Origin of the sequence: Lentilactobacillus kosonis (assembly GCF_003864335.1) — a bacterium.
GTDB classification, from domain to species: domain Bacteria; phylum Bacillota; class Bacilli; order Lactobacillales; family Lactobacillaceae; genus Lentilactobacillus; species Lentilactobacillus kosonis.
The window spans coordinates 21,151-45,146 of sequence record NZ_BEXA01000007.1 but is presented as its reverse complement, the minus strand read 5'-3'; the positions used below and the strand labels follow the sequence as shown (position 1 = coordinate 45,146).

Sequence of the window (23,996 nt, the reverse complement as noted above, 5' to 3'; positions counted from 1 at the left end):
TTATTAAAAAGTAAACGATATGAAAAGAGGTACTTTCATGGCAGAAAGTAAGCCAACATACTATATAACAACGCCAATCTACTATCCTTCTGGTAGATTGCACATTGGAAACTCATACACAACTATTGCTTGTGATGCGGAGGCCCGGTTTAAACGAGCAATGGGATTTGATGTGTTCTTTTTGACGGGAACTGATGAGCATGGACTAAAAATCGAACAAAAGGCTGAGGCATTAAGTACAACGCCTCAGGCTTACGTTGATGACATGGCTGCTCAAATCAAAAAATTATGGCAGACATTGGAAATTTCAAACGACCAATTTATTCGAACAACTGATGATTACCATGAAGAAGCCGTTGCCGAAATTTTTGATCGTTTATTAAAACAAGGTGATATTTATCTTGGTGAATATGAAGGTTGGTATTCTGTCTCTGATGAAGAATACTTCACCGAAAGCCAACTTGCTGAAGTGTATAAGGATGAAAATGGTAAAGTAACTGGCGGAAAAGCTCCATCAGGACACGAGGTCCAATTAGTTAAAGAACAGTCTTACTTCTTTAAGATGAGTAAGTATGCTGATTGGTTATTACAATACTATCGTGAACATCCAACTTTCATTCAACCTGAATCACGGATGAATGAAATGGTTAAGAACTTTATTGAACCTGGACTAGAAGATCTTGCAGTTAGTCGAACAACTTTTAACTGGGGAGTTCCAGTTAAGTCTGATCCTAAGCATGTGGTCTATGTGTGGATCGATGCACTTTCTAATTATATTACGGCCCTGGGATATGGTTCTAATAATCAAACTAATTTTGATAAGTACTGGCCAGCTGACGTCCATATGGTGGGTAAGGAAATCGTTAGATTCCATACCATTTATTGGCCAATCATTTTACACGCATTAGGATTACCATTACCTAAGCAAGTATTTGGTCATGGTTGGTTATTGATGAAGAATGGTAAAATGTCTAAATCTAAAGGTAACGTAATCTATCCTGAAACGTTGGTTGAACGCTATGGCTTAGATGCAGTACGTTATTATCTACTTAAAGCAATGCCTTATGGGAATGACGGAATCTTTACTCCAGAAGATTTTGTTGACCGCGTTAACTATGATCTTGCCAACGATTTAGGTAATTTATTAAATCGGACTGTTTCAATGGTAAATAAATATGATGACGGCATCGTTCCTGAACTCAACAGTGGGATTACTGACTTCGATAATGAGTTAGAAGCTACTAGTAATGAGGTTGTGACTAACTTTAAGTCACTTATGAATGAACTGCACTTCTCTGATGCGCTTAGTGAGGTATGGAAGCTAGTTGCGGCATCCAACAAGTATATTGATCAAACTGAACCATGGGTTTTAGCCAGAGATGAAGCTAAGAAGGAACAGTTAGATTCAGTCATGGCACATTTGGTTGCATCATTAAGAGTTATTGCTGAATTAGTAAGTCCGGTAATGACTCATGCTCCTAAGGAAATTTTTGCCCAACTTGGCATTCATGATGAAATTGATTTAACTAACTTAGCCTTTACCGATCTACAAAGCGGGATAAAAGTTGCTGAAAAAGGACAACCAATTTTCCCTAGATTAGACACTGAGGAAGAAGTTGCCTTTATTAAGGAACAAATGACTAAATCAGATAAGGCCAAAGGACGTGCTGCAATGAAAGAGGCTGCTGAAAATAATTTTGATCCAAATGAAACCGAACTAGCTTCTGATAAAAAAGAAGTTAGATTTGATGCTTTTGAAAAAATTGAGTTAAAAGTTGCCCAAGTTAAGAGTGTCCAAAAGGTTGAGGGTGCTGATAAATTATTGCAATTCAGACTTGATGCTGGTGACGATGGTGATCGCCAAATTCTATCAGGAATTGCTCAATGGTATCCTGACTTCAATAAATTGGTTGGTAAAAAAGTAATTATTGTTGCTAACTTAAAGCCACGAAAGATGAAAGGTGAAGTTAGCCAAGGAATGCTACTATCAGTTGAACATGATAATGGTGACGTTGAATTGGTTATCGTGCCTGAGCATTTACCAAATGGCTCAACTTTAGAATAAGAGAAAGCCGCCTTCATAAGAAAGCGGCTTTTTCAATAATTGAGGGATAATATGAAAATATTTGATTCACATACCCATTTAAATGATGACATGTTGTATAAAGATGTTACGAGCTATTTCAATCATGCTCAAAAATTAGGGGTAAAAAAAATCGCCAACGTTGGTTCTAATCAGAAGCTAAACGAGCGATCAATTGAACTTGCCGAACAGCATCCAGATATGTATGCAATTATTGGCTGGCATCCAGAAGATTCAATTTACTTTAAGGAAGACCAGGAACAATGGTTAATTGACCAGCTTACCAATCCTAAAGTGATTGCAATTGGAGAAATTGGTTTGGATTACTATCAAACCAATGCACCTAGATCAATTCAAAAGGCAGTATTTAAACGGCAATTGGAAATTGCCAAGGAATATCATTTACCAGTTTCGATTCATAACCGAGATGCCTTTGAAGATACGTATGAAATTTTAAAAAGAAGTTGGCGTAAGTGAAATTTCAGGGGTGATGCATAGTTTTAATGGTGATCCAGAATGGTTACAAAAATTTTTAGATTTAGGAATGTTAGTATCTTATAGTGGTGTTGCTAGTTTTAAGAAAACTCACGAAGTTCATGATTCGGTTCGGCAAACACCATTGGATAAAATGCTAGTTGAAACGGATGCGCCTTATTTAGCACCTGAACCATTTCGTGGAAAACAAAATGAACCTGCTTATACGTTGTACACGGTTGAAGCAATTGCTAGAATATTAGATATTGATCCAGATATTGTGGCCCAACATACCTACGAAAATACTTTAAGATTATTTGGGATAAGTGAAATAAATGAAATAAAAAAATTAAAGAAGTAATCGTTGTTGAAGGCAAAGATGATACTAAGCGAATTAACGCCGCGGTGAACGCAGACACAATCGAAACTAGAGGGTCTGCAATTGATGAAGCCACTTTACAGTTAATTGAAAAGGTGGCTGAAACGCGGGGAATTATCATCTTTACTGACCCAGATTTTTCTGGTGAAAAAATCCGGAAAATTGTGTCTGAAGCTGTCCCTGAAGCTAAGCATGCGTTTATTAAGAAGAGCCAAGCGGTTCCGGAACGATCTACTGGATCGTTGGGAGTGGAACATGCTTCACCAGAAGCGATTAGAGAGGCTTTAGCCCATGTTTATACCGTTGATGATAATCCGGTTGAAACAATCTCTGTGGAGGATTTACTACGGTTTGGCTTAATGGGTGGTGAAGGTGCTAAGCAACGGCGTCGGCGATTATCTGAATATTTGAATATTGGCTATGTGAATGCCAAGCAATTGCGCCATCGATTGGCAATGTTTCAAATTTCGAGAGCAGATTTTATTCAAGCAATGAAAGAAATTGAGGAAGAAAAATAATGAGTGATTTTCTAGAAATTGGGACTGAAACCAGAACCATGGCTATCCTAAATCAGTACCGACTATTTGCGAAGAAGGGCTTAGGCCAAAATTTCTTAGTTGATATTGATGTGTTAAGGCGCATTGTAACCACGGCTGAAATTACCGAAGATGACGCGGTTGTTGAGATTGGGCCGGGAATTGGAGCGTTAACTGAACAACTGGCAAAGAACGCTGGTAAAGTGGTGGCGTTTGAAATTGATGATAACTTGCTGCCAGTTTTATATGATACGCTTCATGATTATTCAAATATCAAGATTATTAATCAGGATATTTTAAAGGCTAATTTACCTAAAGTGATTGATGAAGAATTTGGTGAGGATAAGCAAGTTAAGGTTGTCGCTAACTTGCCTTATTACATCACCACGCCAATTATCATGGATTTATTAAGAAACGATAATCGGATTGATTCAATTGTGGTTATGATGCAAAAAGAAGTTGCTGAAAGACTAACTGCTAAGCCAAGTACTAAGGCATATGGATCATTATCAGTAATTATGCAGCAACAAAAAGATGTCGAAGTAGCATTTTTAGTTAACAAGGAGTCGTTCATTCCAAGTCCTAAAGTTGACTCTGCAATTATTAAAATCACTGCTAAGAAACAAACTGGCATGCAACCATTTGATTTGAAAAAGTTCCAAGGATTTGTCAGAGGATGTTTCATGCATCGTCGAAAGAGTCTATACAATAACTTACAAGGTGTTTTGGTAAATCACCTGAAATTAAAGAAAACATCAAAAAGTCACTAATGAAATGGGCTTAAGTGATAACTCACGACCTGAAGAGCTAACCGTTGAACAATTTGTTGAGTTATGTAATCGCTGCAATGATAATGGTTTAATTGACTAAATTGCGATTTATGATAACTTGATTAATTTAATTAAAGGTCAGATAGTTTGTGCTTTTATTCACGATATGTTATACTAAGATATCGTGAGGTGAGTGCAGTGCCTATCACATTATCTATGATTAAGCACAATATTGATGATCATATTGGTCAACGCATTAGTGTGACTTCTCAAATTGGGAGAAGAAAAACTGCTACGCGCGAGGGGATTTTGCGGGAGACATTTCCTGCAGTGTTCGTAGTGGAATTAGATAAGGATTCTAGTTTAAATAGAGTTTCTTACAGTTACACGGATGTTTTGACTAACAACATCAAAATTGAGTTCGATGCAAGTCAAGTTGACTAGCAATTTGGGGGGCCGGGAGGCCTTTTTTTTATGCCTAAATAGTAATCTAAAAGTGACTAACTGACTTTTGACTGATTATTTAGTATACTTTTTATAATATATCGTTGGTCAGGGGATGTTGTTAATGAAAATGATCATAAAAGCTCCCGCCAAACTTAATTTAGGATTGGATGCACCATTAGTTCATCCCAATAAAGAAGTTGAATGGGAAATGATAATGACTTCAATTTCACTTTGTGACTACGTTACCTTGGAAACAAATGATTCTCAAGAAATTGAAATTGATACTGATAGTGGTTTTTTACCTGCCGATAGTCGTAATTTAGCACTTAAGGCAGCGGAACTATTCTTTAAAGCTAATCACATTAACAGTGGTTTAAAAATTACCATTGAAAAAAATATTCCAGTTGCAGCTGGTTTAGGTGGAGGATCAAGCGATGCTGCAGCAGTTCTTCGTGGCCTTAATCAAATGTTTGAAACTGGATATTCAATCTTCGAATTGGCTAAATTTGGCTTACAAATTGATTCCGATGTTCCGTACTGTGTTTACGGAAAGACAGCGTTAGTGTCTGGGTATGGAGAAATTATTACACCATTACCAAAACTACCATCAATGTGGTTTGTGTTAGCAAAACCAAACGTTAGCGTTTCAACGCCTAAGATTATTAGATCGCTGTATGGTACAGAACTACAGCATCCTAATATCAGTTTATTGACCGAAGCCGTAAAACGACAGGATTATGGAGAAATTGCTGGTAACCTGGCAAATACGTTAGAAAATGTTACTGGGGAATTATATCCACAGATTTTAACGATTAAACAACGATTGGTTAACTACGGAGCTGATGGTTCATTAATGACCGGAAGTGGGCCAACAACTTACGGAATTTGTCGAAAAAAAGTCGGGCTAATCGAGTGTTTAATAGTATTTCTGGCTTTTGTCGGGAAGTATATCTGGCCCGACCAATCGAAACTAAATAATTAGTAGCAGTAATAAGCCGATCTTATTGCTGTTTTTTTGTTTATTAGGTAATAATAATCGGTCAGTATACCAAAATTACATTGACAAATAAATCTGGACCTGTAAACTAAAACAGTAATGATTACTTTTTGCAGGAGGAAACAAATTGGTGGAACAAGTTATAAAAGTAAACGATTTAAACGTTTCGTTTGGTCGTCAGCAAGTAATTACTAATTTGAATTTAACACTCAATCGTGGAGATTTTCTTGCGATTCTTGGACATAATGGGGTTGGTAAGACTACATTTGTTAGAACCTTGTTGAAGCAATTGAAACCAACTAGTGGTGAAATTATGCTTGCTCCTGATACTAAAATTGGGTATGTACCACAATTTAGAAATATTGATATTGAGTACCCGTTATCAATTCGTGATTTTATTGCATTATCATTTACAGGATTTCGACTACCGTTTTTAAGTCGGCGGGAAAAACAAATATTAAATGAAGTAATTGAACTAGTTGATTTAACGGAGATTGCTGATCGCTCAATGGGTAAAGCTTCAGGTGGTGAAAAGCAGCGAGCATACTTAGCATCCGCGCTGATTAAACAGCCCAATTTACTAATTTTAGATGAGTCAACGGCTAGTTTGGATCCTGACGCTAAGCAAGAACTGTTGGCGGTGGTTAAACGCCTTAACTTGCAAATCAATTAACAGTAATTTTTATTACGCACGATGTGTCGGTGATGGCTAAATATCCAGATCACTATTTGTGGATGAAACAGAATGGCTATGAACTTGGCCAAATTCAAGACTTACCAAGTGAGGTGCTTAATCAGGATAATGTTTAATTTAGAATTTATGAGGAATGCGTATCTTGCGGGTACCATGATTGCGATTGTTAGTGCGATTATTGGCACATTTGTGGTAGCCAGAAACATGTCTTTTATGACCCATACGCTTTCTGAAATTGGTTTTGCTGGAGCATCATTTGGAATTTTTATTGGCTGGCCGCCGCTTAATGGAATGCTTTTGTTTACAGCGATTAGTTCAATTTTAGTTGGTCAGTTAAGTGGTCGAATCGAATCACGTAGAGAGTCAGTGATCTCGGCTATTTCTGGATTGTTTATCGGGTTAGGAATTTTATTCCTCTCAATATCGCAAAAAATGCCAGTTATGCAACGAACATTTTGTTTGGTAGTGTGATTGGAATCAGTGCCCAAGATGTTCAGCTGATGGGTATTTTGTCATCCATCGTACTGATTGTTGTGCTGTTTATATATCGAAATTTAAAAGCAGATTCATTCGATGCGATTGGAGCAAAAATTAATGGTGTTAATTCACAGGCCATCTCAATTGTGTTTTTACTATTACTTGCGATGAGTGTGAGTGTAGCAGCTCAAATTGTCGGATCGTTGTTAATTTTTATTTTATTAACGTTACCGGCTTCAAGTGCTAAGTACTTTACCCATACAGTATTTTCAATGATTATGGTTGGCATTGCCTTTTCACTTACTGGAGTATGGCTTGGCCTTTATCTCGGTTATGTTACCAATTGGCCCGTAACCTTTTTTATTGCTTGTATTGAAGCTTTAATTTACGGCATTGCGCTATTATATAATTCAATTCAAAACCGTAGCTAGTCTAGTTACGGTTTTTATTTATTTTGTAAACGAAAAAAATGTTATAAATTAGTAATCAATTCAGCAAAATCCGAACATTTATGATAAAATCTAATAGATATTACATACAAATTGAGGTGGGATTTTTGAAAGTACGCAGAAGTGATCGGTTGATCGATATGACCCGCTATTTGCTTGAACGTCCGCATACACTTGTGCCGTTGACGTTTTTTTCCAAGAGATATGAATCAGCAAAATCATCTATTAGTGAAGATTTAACAATTTTAAAAAGAACCTTTCAAGAACGTGGGACAGGACTTTTAGAAACTGTTCCTGGAGCTGCTGGTGGTACTAGATTTTTACCATACATCTTAAAAGAAGAAGCGACCGAATTCGTTGGTGATTTGATGGATAAAATGACTGATAAAAGTCGTTACTTGCCAGGCGGGTATGTTTACATGTCAGATTTACTTGGCGATCCTGAAACCTTACGTCAAATTGGGAGAATTTTTGCTACCCAATATTTAAATCAAGAAGTTGATGCCGTAATGACAATTGCCACCAAAGGTGTACCAATCGCTCAGGGGGTGGCTAACCTACTAAATGTGCCATTCGTAATTGTGCGTCATGACATTGAAATTACAGAGGGCTCGACGGTTAATGTTAACTATGTTTCTGGGTCTAGTGAACGTATTGAAAAAATGTCATTATCAAAACGAAGCCTTAAGAAGGGCGCTAACGTATTGATTGTTGATGATTATATGCGCGGTGGCGGTACAATTTCAGGAATGATTTCAATGGTGGATGAATTTGAAGCTAACTTAGTTGGTATTGGAGTTGTTGCTGAAAGTTCATTACCGGAAACCCGCAAAATCGGGGAATACACATCATTAATGACGGTTGATGCTGAAGACAATACAGTTATTGCCAAAACGGGAAATTATTTAGATCGAATTTTTAATTAATTTATTATAGGAGAAATAAGAATGGCAACAAAAAACACGATTATCCTTGCTGCGGGCAAGGGGACTCGCATGAAATCAAAGCTTTACAAAGTGTTACATCGAGTATGCGGTCGAACAATGGTTGATCACGTACTAACACAAGTTGAGCAAGTTAAGATGGACAACATTGTGACCGTGGTTGGTCATGGTGCGGAAGCCGTTGAACAAGAACTAGGTGATCGAACAAAATATGCAGTTCAAGAGGAACAACTAGGAACTGGTCATGCAGTAATGCAGGCAGAAGATATTTTGGGTGACCTTGATGGAATTACAATGGTTGTTAGTGGAGATACACCACTCTTTACGGCTCAAACCTTTGATAATTTATTTGAGTATCACAAAAATAAAAAGGCCGCCGTTACAATTTTGACTTCAAAAACTGATGAGCCTACAGGTTATGGTCGAATTGTGCGGAATAATTTGGGTATTGTTGAACGAATCGTTGAACAAAAAGATGCAACCAGTGAGGAACAAGCAATTACTGAAATTAACACTGGGGTATATGCATTTGATAATCGCGCATTGTTCAATGCTCTTCATAGTGTTAATAATGATAATGCCCAGGGTGAATATTACTTGCCTGATGCAATTGAAATTCTTAAAAAGCAAGGTAAGACAATCGCCGCATTCCAAATGGATAATTTTTATGAATCCATGGGAGTTAATGACCGGGTTGCGTTGTCAAAAGCAACTAAAATCATGCAACAACGAATTAATGAAAGCCACATGCGCAACGGAGTGACGATTATTGACCCAGAAAACACTTATATTGACGTTGATATTAAAATCGGGTCTGACACCGTAATTGAACCAGGAGTGCAACTTAAAAATCAAACGGTCATCGGTGATGATTGTTACATTGGCGCTCATTCGGAAATTCGGAACTCAACAATTCATAATGGTGTAACTGTAACTTCATCATTAATTGAAGATTCAGAGATGCTTGATGGATCAGATATTGGTCCTAATAGTCATCTTCGTCCAGATTCACATATTGGCCAAGGCGTTCATTTAGGTAATTTCGTTGAAGTTAAAAAGTCAACAATTGAAGACAACACTAAGGTGGGCCATCTTACTTATGTCGGGAATGCTAAGCTAGGCAAGAACATTAACATTGGGTGTGGAGTTGTTTTTGTTAACTACGATGGTGCAAATAAGCACGAAACCGTGGTTGGAGATGATTCATTTATTGGTAGCAACTCAAACTTGATTGCACCACTGAAAGTTGCTGATCATTCATTTATCGCTGCGGGTTCAACTATCAACAAGGATGTCGCCCGATATGACATGGCGATTGCTCGTGAACGTCAAACCAACAAACCAGGTTATTATAAAAAATTACCTTATCAAAAAGATTAGCTTTAACAATGATATTTTAGGGGGATTCATTGTATAATTAGGTTAACTAGTCGAGTTGGCAAAAATTAAATTGGAGGATCCTAATGGCTCAGCAATACTTTGACGAACATTTAAAAATCTTTGCTCTAAATTCTAACAAACCACTAGCAGAAAAAATCGCTGCTACAGTGGGGGTTCCGCTTGGAAAAACTTCAGTTGATCGATTCAGTGACGGTGAAATTAGAATTAACATTGAAGAGAGCATTCGGGGAGATAATATTTATATTATTCAATCCACCTCAGCTCCTGTAAATGATAATTTAATGGAATTGTTGATTATGATCGATGCGCTTAGAAGAGCAAGTGCTAAGACAATTAACGTAGTAATTCCTTATTACGGTTATGCCCGTCAGGACCGCAAGGCACGGTCTCGTGAACCAATTACTGCTAAATTAGTTGCTAACATGCTTCAAAAGGATGGCGTTGATCGTTTAATTACGCTTGACTTGCATGCAGCTCAAATTCAAGGATTTTTTGATATTCCAGTAGATCATTTAATGGGAGCACCACTATTAGCAGATTATTTCTTAGACCATGATTTCGATGAAGATACTGTCATTGTTTCTCCTGATCATGGTGGAGTATCACGAGCTAGAGCGTTGGCTGAATTTTTAGAAAAACCAATCGCCATTATTGATAAGCGCCGTCCGGAAGCTAACGTTGCCGAAATTATGAATATTATCGGTGATGTTAAAGGTAAACGATGCTTAATGATTGATGATATGATTGATACAGCTGGAACAATTACTTTGGGAGCCCAAGCATTGATGGATGCTGGTGCAAAAGAAGTTTATGCTTGTTGTACTCACCCGGTACTTTCTGGTCCAGCAATTGATAGAATTGCTAAGTCACCAATTAAGAAATTAGTTATTACTGATACTATCCAATTACCAGCTGAAAAACAAATTGATAAGATTGTTGAAGTATCTGTAGGTCCACTTATCGGGGATGCGATTAAGCGAATTAACGAAAATAAACCCGTTAGTCCACTATTTAAAAATCGGTTTCACGGATCTGAGGCTTAATGATCAAATTAAAGCCAGCAGTCTTAGTTAGTTGGTTGGTAGTCATGGTGGCCGATGCCGTGGGAGTTATGTTGTCTAGTATGCTTACGGTTGGGAACATTAACTTTATGTTTGGTCTTGGATTCATGATTGTGGCAGCTTTTTTAATTGTCAAGAGTGGTCACTTATTCACTGGCTGGCGTTTCAATACCAAAAAGAAGACGGATCTTGAGCAAGAAAACTTGCCCAATCAGCCTAAAGTTAATGAGGTTGGCTCCGTTAAAAATCAAGCAATCAAACTAAGTATGCTAACTAAGTATTATTTATTAGTTGGTGGATTATTAATAGTTTTGGGAATTGGATTAACCATTATTTAAAAAAGAACGCCATACCAATAGATTAATCTATTGGTATGGCGTTCTTTTTTATACAAATAGTTAGTTGGCCTCGTTTACATACTTGTTAATTGCAAATGCAACGCCGTTTTCAGCATTAGTTTTGGTAATAAATGATGCGGCTTGCTTAACTTCATCAATGCCATTACCCATTGCAACCCCCATACCGGCATATTCAATCATGGTTAAGTCATTTCCTTCATCCCCAATGGCCATTACTTGATCTGATTTTAAATCTAATCGCGTAGCTAAATCCTTTAAAGCATTTCCTTTACTGGCATTCTTGTTCATCATTTCGATGAAGTATGGTTCACTTTGAACGACGTAGAGCCGATCAGTCAGTTCAGCAGGGATGTTAGCTTTAATTTTGGAAATAACTTCTGGATGATCAACGAACATGGCTTTTGAAATGACCATATCATCCGTTATTTGTTCTGGAGTCTTAAAGACGATTGGTAATCTAACAAGATAACTTTCACCAATCGTGTAAGGACTTAGTTCTTGGTTTGTAGCGATAATTTGATCGGTGGTCTCAATTTGATAATGGGAACCAAGCAAGCGACTGAACATTTCTGTTCTTAAGAAATCCTCATAAGATAGGGTATGATGACTAATTACATTACCACTAAGATCTTGCGCCATTGCGCCATTAAAGGTAATCGCAAATTCATTGCTACCACTAATTGAAAGTTGCTCTAAGTATGGTTTCACGCCACTTAGTGGTCGTCCAGTACATAGCACAACTTTGATGTCACGTTTACGAGCAGCGGTGATTGCATCGATAGTTGCTTGTGCTAATTCGTTCTTCTCGTTTAGTAGGGTACATCGATATCAATGGCAATAAGTTTAATATTCATAATAAGACTCCTAAGGTTAAATTAATTTATCATTGTGAATGTGCTTGGTAAATTCGTCATATTCCGATTGGAATAAATCAACATTATCTTCCCTGGTCAAAATATTTTTGGAAAGAAGAATCGATTGTCGCCTTCAGAACGGTCAGAAATGGCGCTAACGATTGGGCTTACATCTGCCAATTGGACTAATGATCCATCAGCTTGAATTAGCTGAATTTGTTTTTTAGTGGGAGTGTATGCATCGTATGGTTGATCAAAACTATCATCGGTTGATGTGTAGTATGCTGGATTGTATCCCGATTGCTCGACTAATTTTTGTAAATGAGGAATTAATGATTCAGTATCTTTGGTAAATCGTACAGATTTAAATGGTTTTCGATCAATAAACCGGCTAGCTAGATCAGCTAATACATCATCGGGATATCGTTTCCAATGAATAAAGTAGGTATTGAGGACGCCATCGTCCAACTGAAGATAATCATCAAGATTAAATTCGTTTGCAAAAAATGGTAGCAATAAGTAGGGAACCTGAGAAGTTTCAGCTATTGATTCGCCGAAGACTTCTTTAGCTCGAGATAACAGGCGATTTAACACGACTTCCATGGAACGAGAACCCGGATGAAAATAGACTTGTTGGTACATCTGAAATCGACTAACAATGTAATCTTCAACGGCATGCATGCCGTTGATCTCAAAACAGATACCATCGTGGTATGGCCGCATTACTTCGAGAATCCTTTGTAAGTCAAAGGTTCCGTATTTTACACCGGTATTATATGCATCACGGAGTAAATAATCCATCCGATCAGCGTCGAGTTGACTAGAGATAATTTCAACGACTTGCCGATTAGGGTACGTCTTATTAATTACACTAGCAACCATTTCTGGGAATTCCGGGCTAACCTTTTTTAAAACAGCGTTAATTTCAGTTTGATTAGAAGTAATGATTTGTCGGGTAATTGCTTCGTGGTCAGTATGAAAAATGTGTTCAAATGTGTGTGAGTATGGACCATGACCAATATCATGTAGGAGAGCTGCACAAAGAGTTACTAATTCTTCTGAATTATCCCATAGGCCATCCCCGAGAGCTTTACTTGGATAATTTTTGGCGAATGATTCTGTAATTCTGCGGGCAATTTCGTAAACCCCAAGAGAATGTGAAAATCGAGAATGTTCGGCTCCGTGAAAAACCAAGGGCGTCGTACCTAGCTGGTGAATTCGACGTAATCGCTGAAATTCACTGGTGTTGATTAAGTCCAAGATAACTTGGTACTTAACATATACATAATTATGGACCGGGTCTCGAAAGACCTTTTCCTTAGATAATTGTTGCTTAGCGTAAGTCAATATTAACCTCCGATTAGTGGTAATTGTTGGTTTCGCAATTCCATTTTTGATAGTTGTTTGCTGCGAATTTTATTAAATGCAGTTGTCTGAAGGACATTTCCAGAATGTTGATTTAATGGATAGGTTTGTTGTATAGCTTGAGAAATTCGCTGCTTGATAATTTCATTATTACTATAGTGGTTGTTTAAATCGACTAAGCCAGTCATTGATTCAGGATTTATTTTAGGAAAATGCCACTGGGTTTGTTCATAAGCCGCGGACTTTTGATAAAAGTCAGATACTACGGCACTACGAGCATTCTGATTGCCAAATACACTCATATAAAGCATTAGCACAACGGCATCTTTTTCACGACGTTGGGCGATACCGGCGATTTTTTGACCGTTCACGCTTAAATCATATTTACCTGGGCAGTATGAATCGGTAATTTCGTAAGCGTCAATTTGTAAATCAGGCAAAGATTGACGAATTAGAGTAGTAATGACCTCATAAGCTTCATCGACAGTTAGCGGTTGTTCACTGGTGGGAAGAAATAGTGAAACGTTAAGAACTCCCGGATCAGAAATCACAGCTAAGCCACCAGAATTTCGTAAAAAGTAATTATATTGCTGATCTATTAGTTTCTGCAAGCCAGTTGTTAACTTGGGGAGATGGCGATCGTTGATCCCCAAAATTAGGGTTGGCGCAGTTGTAGTCCAAAATTGTAAAAATGGCGTTTGCAGTTTGTTAGTAAATTCTAAAATGGTGTTGGTATCCGCAAATGATTCTAATTGGTGACTAGGTGAATAATCAGCTTCCAAAATAGTAATTGCATTAGTAAACATGGCTTCGCCCCTTACAGTTTAATAATTTAATTATACCAGAGATTAGTTAGATACTAATAAGGTAGATTAAATGAGTGAAAAATATTAACAGGGGGCATATAATTAATAGGTAAAACGTGTGAAGAGAAGGTGCAAAATGGATAACCCAACAAATAATTTACCGGTACAGATCCATCTAAGAACGGATATCCTTCAAGATGGGAAAAAGGCAAACTATGTTTTTGATATGGAAGGTCAACTTGTTGAGATTGGTAATGCGATTTATATTCGTTACGATGAAGAAGTTGCAGGAGAGTCAATTCCTGTAACTATCAAAATCACTGGTAATGGTGACGTTAAGATTACCCGTTCAGGTGAAAATCGATCACAATTAATGTTTAGCGAAGGAAAACGCATTTCGGCAGTTTATAAAACACCATATGGTCCATTAGACATTCAAACGGTTACTCTAGGATTAGACGTTGAGTTATTAGAAAATCCGTTAAGAGGGACCATTGAAATTTCTTATCTACTTTATGCTGGCCAGGAAATGTTAGGTAAATATAATATTTCATTGCAATTTACGGTGTAACCGAGTATAGTAACTTTTAGACTGTTGAAAGGACGTGTACCAGTTTGGAATTAAAAGTCTTTGAAGGCCAAAACAAAAATGAACTATCTATGATCGAAGTTGCTCACGCAATTTTAGCGGAGCGCGGAGATGTTATGCCGTTCGCTGATTTGGCTAATGCCGTTCAAGAATACCTTGGTGATAGTAATAAGGAAATTCGAGATCGATTATCTCAGTTTTACACTGACCTAAATATCGACGGTAGTTTCATTTCACTTGGTGACAATCTTGGGGCTTAAGAACTTGGTATCCTTACGAATCGATTGATGAGGCCACAGTTCATACTGAACTCGACGATGAAGATCGACCAAAGAAGAAGAAGCGTCGTAAGGTTAATGCCTTTTTAGCTGATGCTTCTGATGATGACGACGTAATTGATTACGACGATGATGATCCTGAAGACCAAGATGATGATTTGAGGATGAGTCTGAAGACGAAGATGAAACTACACCAGATACTAACGTTGGCAAGTACGATAACGACTTAGCTGATATTGATGATGACAGTGATGACGATGATGATGCTGAATTACCTGATGGAATCGAAGGCGAGTTGACTGACTTAACTGACGATGATGACGATGATTTATTGTCTTCAGATGACGACGATGACGATGATACTGATGGTGATGATTCTAGTTACGAAGATAAAGAAAAGTAATTTATCTTGACGCTGACCATAATATTATGTATTATATTTTCTGGGCTCCTTGAATGTTCAAGGGCATCAGAACGATGATTAATTTGTTCCCTATTCGATTATTTGGATAGGGGATTTTTTCTTTTTTACCCCCTGCAGATTTTAAGAGGAGAGGAATTTTATATGACCAAATATATTTTTGTTACCGGAGGCGTAGTTTCATCTTTAGGCAAAGGAATCGTTGCCGCATCACTAGGTAGACTACTAAAGAATCGTGGATTAAATGTTACTATTCAAAAATTTGATCCATATATTAACTTAGATCCTGGAACAATGAATCCATATCAACACGGAGAAGTTTTTGTTACGGATGATGGAACAGAAACTGATTTGGATCTAGGCCATTACGAACGATTTATCGATAATAATTTAAATAAGTATTCGAACGTTACCACCGGTAAAATCTATGATGAAGTTCTTCGCAAAGAACGTCATGGAGATTATCTTGGCGCAACTGTTCAAGTAATTCCTCACATCACTGGCATGATCAAAGATAAAATTATGCGGGCTGCAAAGACATCAAACGCTGATATTGTGATTACTGAAATTGGAGGAACGGTTGGTGATATTGAATCACTACCTTTCCTTGAAGCAATTCGGCAAATGAAAAATGAAGTTGGTGAAGAGAATACCTTCTACATTCACACCACGCTAATTCCTTACTTGGGGGCTGCTGGTGAAATGAAAACTAAACCAACTCAACACTCTGTTAAGGAACTTCGTGGATTAGGAATTCAACCTAATCTACTAGTTGTTCGTTCTGAAAAACCAGTTACTGATTCTATGAAACAAAAGATTTCACTATTCTGTGATGTTAAAAAGAAGCCGTAATTGAGTCATTAGACGTTCCAACTCTTTATTCAATTCCATTACGCTTACAAGAACAAGGCATGGATCAACAAGTGCTTGATCACTTTGGCATCGAAGCCCCAGTTGCTGATATGGAAGATTGGAAGCAACTTGAACAACACGTGCAACATCTAAAACGAAAAATTAAGATTGTTTTAGTTGGTAAGTACGTTGGTCTTCAAGATGCTTATATCTCAGTTGCGGAAGCTCTTAAGCATGCTGGTTATCCTGTAGATGCTGATATTGATCTAGAAATGGTTGATGCAGAAAAGGTTACTCCAGAAAACGTTGCTGATTTCGTTGATCATGCTGATGGAATCTTGGTTCCAGGTGGATTTGGTGATCGAGGAATTGAAGGAATGATTACGTCAATTAAGTATGCCCGTGAAAACGATATTCCATTCCTTGGAATTTGTTTAGGTATGCAGATGGCTAGTGTTGAATTTGCCCGAGATGTTTTGGGCTATGCCGATGCTAACTCAACTGAAATGGATCAAAACACTGAGCATAAAGTAATTGATTTAATGGCTGATCAGGCTGATGTTTCTGATATGGGAGGTACTCAACGATTGGGTGCATATCCATGTAAATTAAAGCCTGGTACTAAGGCTGCTGCGGCTTATGACAACGCTGAAGAGATTTCAGAACGTCATCGTCACCGTTATGAATTTAACAATGCTTATCGTGAAGAAATGGAAGCTCATGGGCTAGTATTCTCAGGAACTTCACCTGATAATCACTTAGTTGAGGTTATTGAGGTTCCAACTAACAAATTCTTTGTTGCTGCTCAATACCATCCAGAATTCCTATCACGACCAAATCGTCCTGAAGGATTATTCCGTGATTTTGTGGCTGCTGCGAATGATCGTTATCTTGAAAATCAAAAGTAATTAATACTGACAGCTCTAATTCCGTGTTATGCTGAATTAGAGCTGTTTTTTTGTTGAAAACTACCCAAATTTTATAATTAGGCGGAAAGTATTGTATTTTGCCATTATTTTTTATAAGATATCTCTTGGCATGTAATTTGTCTGAAAGAAGAAATGAGGAAGTTTACGATGAGTAAATTAATTATAAATGGAGGAAAAAAGCTAGCCGGTGAAATTACTATTGGCGGTGCTAAGAATAGCACGGTAGCATTAATTCCAGCCGCTATTCTTGCTGATACACCGGTGAGTTTTGATTCAGTTCCGGATATCCTTGATGTCCATAACCTAATGGTCATCTTGGAATCGATGAATGTATCCTCCGATTTTCATGATGATGTGTTAAACATTGATCCAACAAACATTGTTGAAGCACCATTACCTAGTAAAGCCATTAAGAGTTTACGTGCATCGTATTACTTTATGGGAGCATTGCTGGGTAGATTCCATCGAGCAACAGTAAGTTTCCCTGGTGGAGATAATATTGGCCCACGACCAATTGATCAACATATTAAGGCATTTAAGGCATTAGGAGCAAATGTTACTGATGAAAATGGAACAGTTACTATTACCACTGGAAAAGAAGGGCTCCATGGAGCTCAAATCTTTTTAGATGTTGTTTCAGTTGGAGCGACCATAAATGCAATTTTAGCTGCTGTTAAGGCTAAGGGAACAACGGTCTTAGGTAATGTGGCTAAAGAACCTGAAATAATCGATATCGCAACGTTTTTGAACAATATGGGTGCAAACATCCGTGGCGCCGGAACCGACGTTATTCGAATTGAAGGGGTTGACTCATTAGTTGCCCAAAACACTCATACAATTATTCCTGATCGGATTGAGGCTGGTACATATCTATCACTCGCGGCAGCGATGGGTGATGGGATAACTATTACTAATGTCATTCCGGAACATTTGGAATCATTTGTGGCTAAGCTTGAAGAATTAGGTGTTAATCTCAAGGTTAACGAAGACAGCATTTTTGTTGCGACATCAGATTCATTAAAGCCAATTCAAGTTAAGACAATGCCTTATCCTGGATTTGCGACTGATTTACAACAGCCGTTAACACCATTATTGTTTAAAGCTAAAGGTCGTAGCGTGATTATCGACACGATTTATCCTAAGCGAGTGAAACATATTTCTGAATTAGTGAAATTAGGCGGTCATATTAAGTCTGAAGATATCGAAGAAGGAATCATTGCGGTGGATACATCTGATAATTTACATGGAACTACGGTTTCTGCTGGCGAAATTCGTGCTGGAGCCTCGCTATTAATCGCTGGGTTAATGGCAGACGGGACTACTGAAATTACTGAAGCTGATAATATTCTTAGAGGATATGGTAGTATCGTTAAGAAATTGACGGCTGTCGGTGCTGATTTGAAATTAGTAAGTGATTAATTTTCATTTGATTTAATATTGAATCAATTTTTATTCTATGTTAAACTAACAAAGTTGACTAATCGATAATCTCTGGGTCATCACATTGGTTCAGGGCAAAGGAGCGATATATAATGAAACAAGGAATTCATCCAGATTACCACAATGTTGTATTTCAAGATTCAAGTACTGGTTACAAGTTTATGGCAGGTTCTACTAAGAACTCTGACGAAACTATTGAATGGGAAGATGGCAACACTTATCCATTGATTCGTGTTGAAATTTCATCTGACTCACATCCTTTCTACACTGGTAAACAAAAGTTTACTCAAGCAGATGGTGCTGTGGACCGATTCAACAAAAAGTACGGTCTTTCGAACAACTAATCAAAAGCGAGGCTTGCCTCGTTTTTTTTTACCTAAAAATGAAAACAAAAACAAAAAACGGATTGCTGATCTCTTGTTGTTAAGAGTTTAGCAATCCGTTTTTTATTCGTAACAAGATAAGCTATCTTGCTTTGCGAAGCGATTTAGTATTGGTGTAAACCATTCCTAAGTTAATTACTACTAAGCAAGCTGTTGAAATGAATACTCCTGCGTAATCGAATGATGATGAAACAAATGAACCAATTAAAGGGCCAGCAACGTTGCCCATTGCTTGAAATGACTGGTTCCAACTGAAGATTCTTCCAGTTACATACGATGGCGTGTTCTTAGTTAAAATTGTTTGAACTGCCGGAAGCATCGAAGCGTTTGAAACACCAATCAAAAAGCGCAGGCCGATTAATTGCCAGACGTTGGTTACGAAAGCCATTGGAATGTAAACGAGAATGGCAAGCCCAAATCCAAACATGAGGATTTTTCGGAACCAACTCGATCGCCCACCCGGCCTAACATTGGAGCCGCAAATAGAGTGGCAATTCCTGGGATGGCTGCGACCACTCCACTGAAGAATGTGGCTTGGGGGCTGTTATTCATGATTTCTCGAACGTATAATGCTAAAATTGGGGCTATGGAATTGTTAGCGGCCTGGATAATCATAGTGGTTACGAACATTCCAAAAACTAACTGTGAGTTATTTAAGGACTTAATAACCCCACGGGTAGTTAGCATTGCCTCTTTCTGAACGGGTTCAAAGTTTTCGTGAACTAAAAACGTAGTAACAAAAGAAAACCAATACGAATAAGAAACCGGTAATGATAAAGGTTAATCGATAACTAAAGATGGAAGCTAAGGTTCCCCCAAGCAGTGGTCCTAGTAATGTTCCAGAAACGTTTCCGGTAACTAGGGTTCCTAGGGCTTGACCCGATTGACTCTTTGGAACCTGAGTAGCGATTAATGCGTTGGCATTACTAATGTATCCAGAAAAGACACCTTGGATTAGTCGGTAGATAATTAATTGCCAGACGTTAGTCGCAGTTCCCATTAAGAAAAAGATTACAGCTAATCCGGCTGATGCTCGAATTAACATTAATTTTCGACCGGTTTTATCTGCTAGTTTACCCCAGAGCGGTGACACAATGGCGGTCATAAAATAACTAGCCGCAAACGCTAATCCACTGTATAAACTCAATTGTCCTTTTGTAAAGTGTCCCATGGTATCAACATATAGCGATAAAAATGGCATGACCTCAGAGAAGCCGATGCCGGCCATAAAAGTACCAAACCAAAGGACGATTAGATTTTGTTTCCATGAAAATTTCTTTGCCAAATAGGTCTTCCTTTCAAAATAAGTTGGAGAATCAATATGAAACTAAACAAATTTGTTAATATAATAATCGGTTTAGGACTGGTAATTTTATTGGTGATTGCCTTGTTATTAATTTTTAATCGACAGGTCAAAAATCAGTTAATTAAGTCTTACCAACCAGAAATTTCTCGTAAAATGATAATTCAAAATGAGAAATTAATTAATCAAAATAAGCATATGTCTAATAAGTCTAACGCAATGACAACTAATCAATCAAGTAAAGAAATCAGTTTTGACTTTGATAAAGTTCAAGATTTAGATTTACAGACTGCGGTTAGCGCAAGAATTCATGCTAGTAATGTTCGTGTGGTTGGGCAAATTATCGTTCCCCAGGCTGGGTTACATTTGCCAATTGGAATAGGAGTAGCAAATCCAACCTTAGCGTTAGCTGCAGGAACAATGCGAGCTGATCAAAAAATGGGTCAAGGAAATTATTCATTGGCTGGCCATCATATGCTTGACCATAATATTTTATTTGGTCCATTGTATTATCGAGCTAAAGTTGGGCAACCAATTTACTTAACTGATATGAAGTACGTTTATAAATACGTAATTTCGCAGAAGAAATTTATTTCAGCTTATCAGACATCAGTAATCAACCAAACAAAAAAGCCGATTATTACCCTGATAACTTGTGACAAGACTGGGGTAAATCGACTGATGATTAGGGGAAAATATCAAGCTCGCATATTACTAAAAAATACATCTAAAACTTTACGACAAGCAGTGAATAATCCCCAATATAATTAATTAGTTAACATGTTGCGTTTGATATATGTGAGCCACGCTGGTAATGATGATGCTAACTGATTATAAGTTCTGTCAAAACGATGATCATACCAAGGATCAGCGATTTCTTTTCCTGATTCGTCTAAGATATTTAAACATAAGTGGATTTTATGGACATCTTGTTTAGGCGCCATTTCTGTTAAATCCACGATATTTTGATTATCCATACCAATGATTAGATCAGCCCATGCAAAATCATCTGAAGTAATTGGACGACTAAATTGTCCAGTCATGGATAGATTATGCTTAGCTAACTCAGCGATGGCACCAGGATGAGGAGGATTACCCTGCTCATAGCTGCTAGTTGCAGCTGATTGGATATTAATTGAATCTTGGAGTGATTGTTGCGCAACCATGTGTCTAAACATGGTTTCCGCCATCTGTGATCGACAAATATTACCCAGACAGACAAATAAAATATTCATTATTTAGGGTCACCTCATTTTTAAGTAACTTTTATGTTAACAAGGGAATGAATAAAGCGCAAATTAGCTGAAAATTTTTAAGGTTTATGTCCACAATGGTCAGTGGAGAGTGTACAATTGAACTATATAATTAAGGCGGGTAGAGGATAGGCATGAAGGGTAATTACTTATTTTTAAATTCAAATCCAATTGCAAATATGGTGCTTTCGTATGGGATTACGGGAGCTGATTTTTTGAATGGAATTGATGACATTCCAGATAACATTATGCTTTTAGATGATGATGTCACTTCGGCTAATGGTTTTAATTCTCATTCAAAATTTAATTTAATCAATGGTTCCGGCGAGATTCGTCGGTATTTACTTGGTGATCCGCATCAAATCAAGAAATTTATTGATTATGACTCAGAAGACAGCTTAAACAGTCTTAACCCATTTGAAATTGCTGAACTTTTATATTTAGGCCATATGCATACCCCTATGGGCCGTCCTTACTCATCAAAACTAATTAATCGTTATATTTATTTAAGCCAGGGTGATGGGGTAATGAGAACATATTATCGCAAGTACTCTGAATTTAATCATATATTGGAAATCGCAATTAAGCGTAAGTTGCGTGAATTGCATAACTCAAGGCGAGTATTCTTGAGACCATTAGCTATTAAAGACCTTGATAAATCGATTCTGATTGATTTGATTAGTAAAGGCGGCGATGGTCTGTTTATTGAGTTTGAAGGATTGGTTGAAAAGCATAAGACTTACCCAATTCAATTAAGAATGTTAAATAATCCAGATGGCGCTTCGGTAGTGTTTAAAACGTCTCAAGTGAAGGAAAATACCAGAATCGTTGGGACGCTAACGTATGATTTAAAGTCGTCTGAGTGGAATCTTAATTGGATTGATGATGAAGATTTATTATAGGGTGTGGTATTATTCTTAATAGACAATAATTTTAGGAGAACAATTATGAAAATGACAATTGCAGAGATTGCCCAAGCAATCGATGCCGACACCTCTTTACTTTCCGAGGAAACATTAGCCAAGGAAATAACGAGTGTTGATTTTGATAGCCGGAATATCAAACAGGATGGGTTATTTATCCCACTGTTAGGTGAGAAGGATGGCCATAATTATATTGAAAGTGCGGCCGCTAATGGTGCAGGGGCAACTTTGTTTGCTAAGGATCACGAAGACCAGCTTCCCGTGGCGGTTCCAGTGCTATTAGTGGATGATCCCTTAAAATCATTTCAAAAATTGAGTAAATATTACTTACAGAAAATTAATCCTCGGGTTATTGCGGTTACTGGTAGCAATGGAAAAACCACTACTAAGGATATGATTGCTGCAGTACTTAGCTCGGAATTCAATGTTGTTAAGACTTACGATAATTTTAATAATGAAATTGGGGTGCCTTACACATTACTTCAAATGGAATCTAATACTGAATTTTTAGTGGTCGAGTTGGGAATGGATCGCCCAATGCAATTGGATTTTTTGAGTAAGTTAGTAGAACCTGATATTGCTTTGATTACAATGATTGGTGAAGCCCACATTGAATTCTTTAAAACTCGAGATAAGATTGCCGACGCAAAAATGGAAATTACCCATGGCTTAAAAGAAGATGGTATTTTTATTTATGATGGTGATGAACCACTATTACGTGAACGAGCTAAAGACTTATCAGTTAGAACCATGACTTTTGGTAGCAAGCAAGACAATGATATTTATCCAATAAAGATTGATGGTCAAAAGTTTACAACCAACTTTACTACGAATTTATGGCCTGATGTTGAAATGGTTATTCCAATGATTGGTGACTATAACGTTAACAATGCCTTGATGGCAATTTTAGTCGGTAAGATTTTTCGAATTCATGAAAAGTTAATTTGTAAGCAACTAAAAACTGTTCAATTAACTAAGAACCGAACTGAATGGCTTGAAGGCAAGCTAGGCGAAGCTGTCTTAAGCGATGTTTATAATTCAAATCCAACGGCAGCTTTAGAAGTACTGAAGACGATCAATGAGACACCAGTAGATGGCCGCAGAGTCATTGTACTAGGTGATATGTTAGAACTTGGCGAACAATCATTAGCAATGCATGCTTCTCTAGCTCAGGAATTATCTTTAGCTAAAGATAATCAAGTTTATTTAATTGGTGATGATATTCAGGCGCTTGCTGAGGCACTTAAACCAGAATATGATGCTACCCGGCTCCACGTTTACAAAAAAGATCAGTTGGATCAACTTGCTGCAGACTTAATTGCTGACATGCAACCAAACGATACAATTTTATTAAAGGCTAGTCACGGAATTCATCTAGAACAGGTGGTAGCTAAGATAGTTAAGTGATAAAAAAGAGGCAGAATTGCGTGTGGTTACGCGATTCTGTTTTATTTGTTTGCTTACTGCTAATGGATGTTGTATACTTGTACAGTTATTTTATTTGAGAACTTGGTCAAGTCATGAACGAA

The 23,996-nt window shown here is 37.5% G+C and carries 15 protein-coding genes and 10 pseudogenes; 20 read left to right on the top strand and 5 right to left on the bottom strand.

Annotated features, from left to right (window positions below; translation table 11 throughout):
• The first annotated feature begins 37 nt into the window (after positions 1-37).
• From metG to NBRC111893_RS09505, 12 genes and pseudogenes are all read left to right on the top strand, one after another.
• Positions 38-2,065: a methionine--tRNA ligase gene (gene metG, locus NBRC111893_RS09560; protein ID WP_125008904.1), complete on the top strand. Its 2,028-nt coding sequence runs from the start codon at positions 38-40 to the stop codon at positions 2,063-2,065.
• Between the two features lie 51 nt (positions 2,066-2,116).
• Positions 2,117-2,918 (top strand): annotated as a pseudogene (locus tag NBRC111893_RS09555) (TatD family hydrolase).
• Positions 2,906-3,454 (top strand): ribonuclease M5, encoded by a 549-nt coding sequence (rnmV, locus tag NBRC111893_RS09550; RefSeq protein ID WP_125008903.1) that lies wholly within the window; start codon positions 2,906-2,908, stop codon positions 3,452-3,454. The pseudogene NBRC111893_RS09555 and the gene rnmV overlap by 13 nt, the downstream one beginning before the upstream one ends.
• A pseudogene (rsmA, locus tag NBRC111893_RS09545) lies at positions 3,451-4,342 on the top strand (16S rRNA (adenine(1518)-N(6)/adenine(1519)-N(6))-dimethyltransferase RsmA). The gene rnmV and the pseudogene rsmA overlap by 4 nt, the downstream one beginning before the upstream one ends.
• Positions 4,343-4,440: 98 nt before the next feature.
• A complete protein-coding gene (locus NBRC111893_RS09540) occupies positions 4,441-4,686 on the top strand; it encodes a Veg family protein (RefSeq protein WP_125008902.1) in 246 nt (81 codons plus the stop codon).
• A gap of 124 nt (positions 4,687-4,810) precedes the next feature.
• Positions 4,811-5,667, top strand: a pseudogene (gene ispE / locus NBRC111893_RS09535) (4-(cytidine 5'-diphospho)-2-C-methyl-D-erythritol kinase).
• Between the two features lie 146 nt (positions 5,668-5,813).
• A pseudogene (locus NBRC111893_RS09530) lies at positions 5,814-6,496 on the top strand (metal ABC transporter ATP-binding protein).
• Positions 6,489-7,288: pseudogene (locus tag NBRC111893_RS09525) on the top strand (metal ABC transporter permease). Before NBRC111893_RS09530 ends, NBRC111893_RS09525 begins: the two co-directional pseudogenes overlap by 8 nt.
• Before the next feature lie 125 nt (positions 7,289-7,413).
• Positions 7,414-8,232 (top strand): pur operon repressor, encoded by an 819-nt coding sequence (gene purR / locus NBRC111893_RS09520; RefSeq protein ID WP_191984851.1) that lies wholly within the window; start codon positions 7,414-7,416, stop codon positions 8,230-8,232.
• Between the two features lie 21 nt (positions 8,233-8,253).
• On the top strand, positions 8,254-9,630 hold the full coding sequence (glmU, locus tag NBRC111893_RS09515) for a bifunctional UDP-N-acetylglucosamine diphosphorylase/glucosamine-1-phosphate N-acetyltransferase GlmU (protein ID WP_125008900.1): 1,377 nt from the start codon (positions 8,254-8,256) through the stop codon (positions 9,628-9,630).
• 83 nt (positions 9,631-9,713) lie between these two features.
• Complete coding sequence (locus NBRC111893_RS09510) at positions 9,714-10,694, top strand: ribose-phosphate diphosphokinase (protein WP_125008899.1); 981 nt, start codon at positions 9,714-9,716, stop codon at positions 10,692-10,694.
• A complete protein-coding gene (locus NBRC111893_RS09505) occupies positions 10,694-11,050 on the top strand; it encodes a DUF3899 domain-containing protein (RefSeq protein ID WP_125008898.1) in 357 nt (118 codons plus the stop codon). The genes NBRC111893_RS09510 and NBRC111893_RS09505 overlap by 1 nt, the downstream gene beginning before the upstream one ends.
• A 60-nt stretch (positions 11,051-11,110) precedes the next feature.
• On the opposite strand, the pseudogene yidA reads toward NBRC111893_RS09505, so the two are convergent.
• From yidA to NBRC111893_RS09490, 3 genes and pseudogenes are all read right to left on the bottom strand, one after another.
• Positions 11,111-11,925: pseudogene (yidA, locus tag NBRC111893_RS09500) on the bottom strand (sugar-phosphatase).
• A gap of 16 nt (positions 11,926-11,941) precedes the next feature.
• Positions 11,942-13,272 (bottom strand): annotated as a pseudogene (locus tag NBRC111893_RS09495) (HD domain-containing protein).
• 2 nt (positions 13,273-13,274) lie between these two features.
• Entirely contained in the window at positions 13,275-14,096 is an 822-nt protein-coding gene (locus tag NBRC111893_RS09490) for a lipoate--protein ligase family protein (RefSeq protein ID WP_125008897.1), read from the bottom strand.
• A gap of 136 nt (positions 14,097-14,232) precedes the next feature.
• On the opposite strand from NBRC111893_RS09490, the gene NBRC111893_RS09485 reads away from it, so the two are divergent.
• From NBRC111893_RS09485 to NBRC111893_RS09465, 5 genes and pseudogenes are all read left to right on the top strand, one after another.
• Positions 14,233-14,667, top strand: a complete 435-nt coding sequence (locus NBRC111893_RS09485; protein WP_125008896.1) for a YwiB family protein — start codon at positions 14,233-14,235, stop codon at positions 14,665-14,667.
• Between the two features lie 44 nt (positions 14,668-14,711).
• Positions 14,712-15,366, top strand: a pseudogene (rpoE, locus tag NBRC111893_RS09480) (DNA-directed RNA polymerase subunit delta).
• Positions 15,367-15,528: 162 nt separating this feature from the next.
• Positions 15,529-17,144 (top strand): annotated as a pseudogene (gene pyrG / locus NBRC111893_RS09475) (CTP synthase).
• Positions 17,145-17,312: 168 nt separating this feature from the next.
• Positions 17,313-18,584 carry a UDP-N-acetylglucosamine 1-carboxyvinyltransferase gene (gene murA / locus NBRC111893_RS09470; protein ID WP_125008895.1) on the top strand — a complete coding sequence of 424 codons (1,272 nt, stop codon included), beginning with the start codon at positions 17,313-17,315 and terminating at the stop codon, positions 18,582-18,584.
• A 113-nt stretch (positions 18,585-18,697) separates the two neighbouring features.
• Positions 18,698-18,949, top strand: a complete 252-nt coding sequence (locus NBRC111893_RS09465) for a type B 50S ribosomal protein L31 (RefSeq protein ID WP_125008894.1) — start codon at positions 18,698-18,700, stop codon at positions 18,947-18,949.
• Between the two features lie 121 nt (positions 18,950-19,070).
• On the opposite strand, the pseudogene NBRC111893_RS09460 reads toward NBRC111893_RS09465, so the two are convergent.
• Positions 19,071-20,273, bottom strand: a pseudogene (locus NBRC111893_RS09460) (MFS transporter).
• A 36-nt stretch (positions 20,274-20,309) separates the two neighbouring features.
• Here NBRC111893_RS09460 and NBRC111893_RS09455 point away from each other — a divergent pair.
• On the top strand, positions 20,310-21,062 hold the full coding sequence (locus tag NBRC111893_RS09455; protein ID WP_125008893.1) for a class A sortase: 753 nt from the start codon (positions 20,310-20,312) through the stop codon (positions 21,060-21,062).
• Here NBRC111893_RS09455 and NBRC111893_RS09450 read toward each other — a convergent pair.
• Positions 21,059-21,526, bottom strand: coding sequence for a low molecular weight protein-tyrosine-phosphatase (locus tag NBRC111893_RS09450; RefSeq protein WP_191984850.1), 468 nt, complete (start codon positions 21,524-21,526; stop codon positions 21,059-21,061). The genes NBRC111893_RS09455 and NBRC111893_RS09450 overlap by 4 nt on opposite strands.
• A gap of 152 nt (positions 21,527-21,678) precedes the next feature.
• On the opposite strand from NBRC111893_RS09450, the gene NBRC111893_RS09445 reads away from it, so the two are divergent.
• Both NBRC111893_RS09445 and NBRC111893_RS09440 read left to right on the top strand, forming a co-directional pair.
• A complete protein-coding gene (locus tag NBRC111893_RS09445; RefSeq protein ID WP_125008891.1) occupies positions 21,679-22,446 on the top strand; it encodes a hypothetical protein in 768 nt (255 codons plus the stop codon).
• A 45-nt stretch (positions 22,447-22,491) separates the two neighbouring features.
• Positions 22,492-23,874 carry a UDP-N-acetylmuramoyl-tripeptide--D-alanyl-D-alanine ligase gene (locus tag NBRC111893_RS09440; RefSeq protein WP_125008890.1) on the top strand — a complete coding sequence of 461 codons (1,383 nt, stop codon included), beginning with the start codon at positions 22,492-22,494 and terminating at the stop codon, positions 23,872-23,874.
• The last annotated feature ends 122 nt before the right edge of the window (positions 23,875-23,996 follow it).